The 3,049-nt window shown below is 35.7% G+C and carries 5 protein-coding genes and 1 pseudogene; all 6 read right to left on the reverse strand.

From position 1 onward, the window contains the following. Positions 1 to 135 precede the first annotated feature (135 nt). Complete coding sequence (locus DVW83_RS14400) at positions 136 to 393, reverse strand: hypothetical protein (RefSeq protein ID WP_137239624.1); 258 nt, start codon at positions 391 to 393, stop codon at positions 136 to 138. A gap of 17 nt (positions 394 to 410) precedes the next feature. After that, positions 411 to 605 (reverse strand): hypothetical protein, encoded by a 195-nt coding sequence (locus tag DVW83_RS14405; RefSeq protein ID WP_137239626.1) that lies wholly within the window; start codon positions 603 to 605, stop codon positions 411 to 413. After that, on the reverse strand, positions 606 to 890 hold the full coding sequence (locus DVW83_RS14410; RefSeq protein WP_137239628.1) for a hypothetical protein: 285 nt from the start codon (positions 888 to 890) through the stop codon (positions 606 to 608). It abuts the gene before it with no gap. A gap of 16 nt (positions 891 to 906) precedes the next feature. Next, positions 907 to 1,776, reverse strand: coding sequence for a Lin1244/Lin1753 domain-containing protein (locus DVW83_RS14415; RefSeq protein ID WP_137239630.1), 870 nt, complete (start codon positions 1,774 to 1,776; stop codon positions 907 to 909). 39 nt (positions 1,777 to 1,815) lie between these two features. Beyond that, positions 1,816 to 2,691, reverse strand: coding sequence for a recombinase RecT (locus DVW83_RS14420; RefSeq protein WP_137239632.1), 876 nt, complete (start codon positions 2,689 to 2,691; stop codon positions 1,816 to 1,818). 1 nt (position 2,692) lies between these two features. Then, positions 2,693 to 3,049, reverse strand: a pseudogene (locus tag DVW83_RS14425) (YqaJ viral recombinase family protein); the annotation flags it as partial.

Consider the following 3,049-nt stretch of genomic DNA (forward strand, 5'->3'; position numbering starts at 1 on the left):
CTCGTCATTTTCTTCCCACGCACGACTGTTCAAGCGCTCTAGCATCATTCGATATGCGACTTTGTTTTTCACTGATGGTCCTCCTTACCGTTTTTTGTCCGCTTTCTCGGACAATTTATTGTTTTTCATTTCTAACTATAATTTCTTGTTGACTTTTCTCATCCAAGCCTGATTAGATTTAGCTTGTTTCATTTTTTTCTGCTCAAGTTTTTTAGATTGGCTATTAGTATTCGGATTATTAGAATAATCTTTCACTTCTACCACTTCGCCATTACTCACATAAGCGGCTAGTTCAGCCATTTCTTTTGTGTTATATCGCTTTGCCTTTTTCAAATCAGGGACTCCATATCCTTCCGAATCGACATAACACATTGCTTTTACAACGTATGCCACGATTAAACCTCCAATACCTAATTTCTAAATGCTCTGCGCACTGTATACGCTTCGTTAATGATTTTCTTCAACGTATCCGACGGATAGATTCGATGACTTGCTTTCTTAGCATCTTCCTCATGCATCCAATTAAGTTGTTCTATCGTCTCATCATCTAGAGAAAATCTCGGTCTTTTCTTAGGTGTCCCACCTGTTTGTTTTGGATGTCCCACCTACACTATTGCTCCTTTGCCATGCTTTTCTAAAGCTTTGTTAATTCCTTTGAGATAGTCATCGAATGTTAATCCGAGCCATCTTTCTTCACGATACAACCTAGGATAAAGCTGAAAAATGAAATATGGACGCATATAATAAATAAACCGTTCTTTCGCTTGTTTTTCTGGTAGTTGATTCACTTGTTCATCTCGAATTCCTCTATAAGCTAGTCTCAAATCTTGTTTTGCTGACTCTGTCGTGGTGATTTTTTCTAAACGATGGATAATGTCTAAGTAATCCATTCGTCACATCCTCCTCTCAAAATGGAACATCTTCGTATCCACGTTTTAGCTCTTCTTCTTTGCGTTTGTTATATCCTTCTGGATCATCAAGCCAATTAGGAATAGGCTCTTTACGTGTTCTAGGTTGAGAGTTAGAAAAAGTCTTTTTGTTCTTCTTCGCTTCCCAATCTTTTTTCGCTTGGACTGCCTCATGTAGCGTAGAAACATTGTGTGACTTCCACGTAGCAAGTATTTTATCCACGTATTTTTTTAGACCGTGCATTTCCACGCTATTCTCATAAGCGGATTGAAATGCAAACAGAACCATTTCTGAACCCAAGTCACGAATCCATGGACCCAATGCTCCTTGCAAAATACCAGTAGGTGGTTTTCCCCAAGATTTTCGAATGAACTCGTACACGCCCATATCTTCTTCATAATCTTTTATTTTATTTACTTTACTTTCCTTTTCTTTACTTTGGGGATTAATGTCATCATTAACTCTTTCATCTTGTGTATTATTGTTTACATTAATTACGTACTTAGTTGGTTTTGGTGATTTTCTTCTTTTTGTTGCTTCAAAGTATGTGGCTTGGATATTCTCACTCGTAAGCACCTCGACCGAGTCAAACAGTTCTTTATCAAAAAATCCCCATATGACTAAGCGGTTCACTATTTGATTGAGCATTTCCTTACTTACTCCAGGCAGGCGTTTTAAAAGAGTAGCTTGCGTTAAATCATTCCACAGAATGAAATATCCTTTTTTGTATATCGCACAAAGCAGTTTGATTACCGCAATTTCCCCTTTTATGCCAAACTCCCCAGCAATAGCCTCTATTTTTTCATCTTCGAAAACATCAACATCAAGAGGAAAATAATCAAGACCATCTTTAGTAGGTCTTGCCACACTATCGCCTCCTTAGACAAGCGAGAGAAAAATCTCTCGCTATAATGGTGGATTCATGTCATCGAATAATGAATCTTGTTGTTCGTTTTCATTCGATGTTTCTTCAAATTCATTAATAGTTGATGATACGTCTTCCACTTTTTCTGCTTCTTTACGTTCTGGTGTATTTTCTTCAACATTTGTATCAGATAAAATATCTCCATTCTCATTTATATCTTTTACAACATTCCCGTCAGTTACAGTTGCTTTTTGCATTTCCACCGATAAAATTCCCCATTTACTCAACATATTTCTTAAAACTGTTTTTTTGGCCATCGCGTCAAAATCCTTCTTCCAACCAAAGTCAGATTTACTAAACTTTTGTTTATGCAATTCGATTTCTTGTTTTGTCCAATAAACAGTTTTTTTGAATCCGTTCAATAATTCAAAATATCCAACATATCCAATGACTTTGTCAGATAAACGACCTTCGGGATCAAATTCAAACTGTTCTGTCAATCGATTCCAGCCTTTTAATTCGCCTTCATATACTTCGATAACATTTAAAGACTGATATTGGCCTGAACGTTGTGCTAACTGTATATATCCTTTATATCCTAATTGAAATTGTGCTTTTCCTTTATATGGAATAATCCATGCGTATCCTAAATTTTTATCTACTGGCAAATCTAAGGAAGCGGCAACCATTGCACTAGTAACAATGCTCATCGGATCGACAGAAGATAAATAAGAATCGTTATTTACCAAATTTAATACACTTGCCATGAAGCCATCAGATTTCTCTTTCAGTACTTCTTTAAATTTATTTTTCATTGTTGGTGTATTCATTAGAGCTTTAAGCCCTAATTTAGAAGGATCAACTGCTTGATTGTTTTGTTCTGTTAGCTGATTCTTTAAGTCTTTACTTGTTGCCATATCACTGAATCTCCTTTATCACTAATCTATTTGAAGTTGATAAGCTATAAATTTCCTCATCTTTCATCACATCTGGATATTTCTCTGCTATTTTATTCAAGTCTTTTCGTTTAGAAACGACTGATTTTAAACAAATAATCCTATTAGGTGTGATCCCTGTAGAGGCATTCTTTATTCCAAGTTCTTGGATAATCTGATTGTCAATTTGTCGAATACTCTTCTCCAGTTCCTTTTTGTTTTTGATTAACTCTTCTTTTTGATCCAGTAAAACATCGTAATCAGCATGAAGCATAATTTCAGTTGAATCTAATTCCGAATAACGCTCTTTTAGAAAATCTGACGTTGCTTTACTTCCGTC

It is taken from the genome of Enterococcus sp. VV15, from assembly GCF_005236045.1.
Classification (GTDB): Bacteria; Bacillota; Bacilli; order Lactobacillales; family Enterococcaceae; genus Enterococcus_B; species Enterococcus_B durans.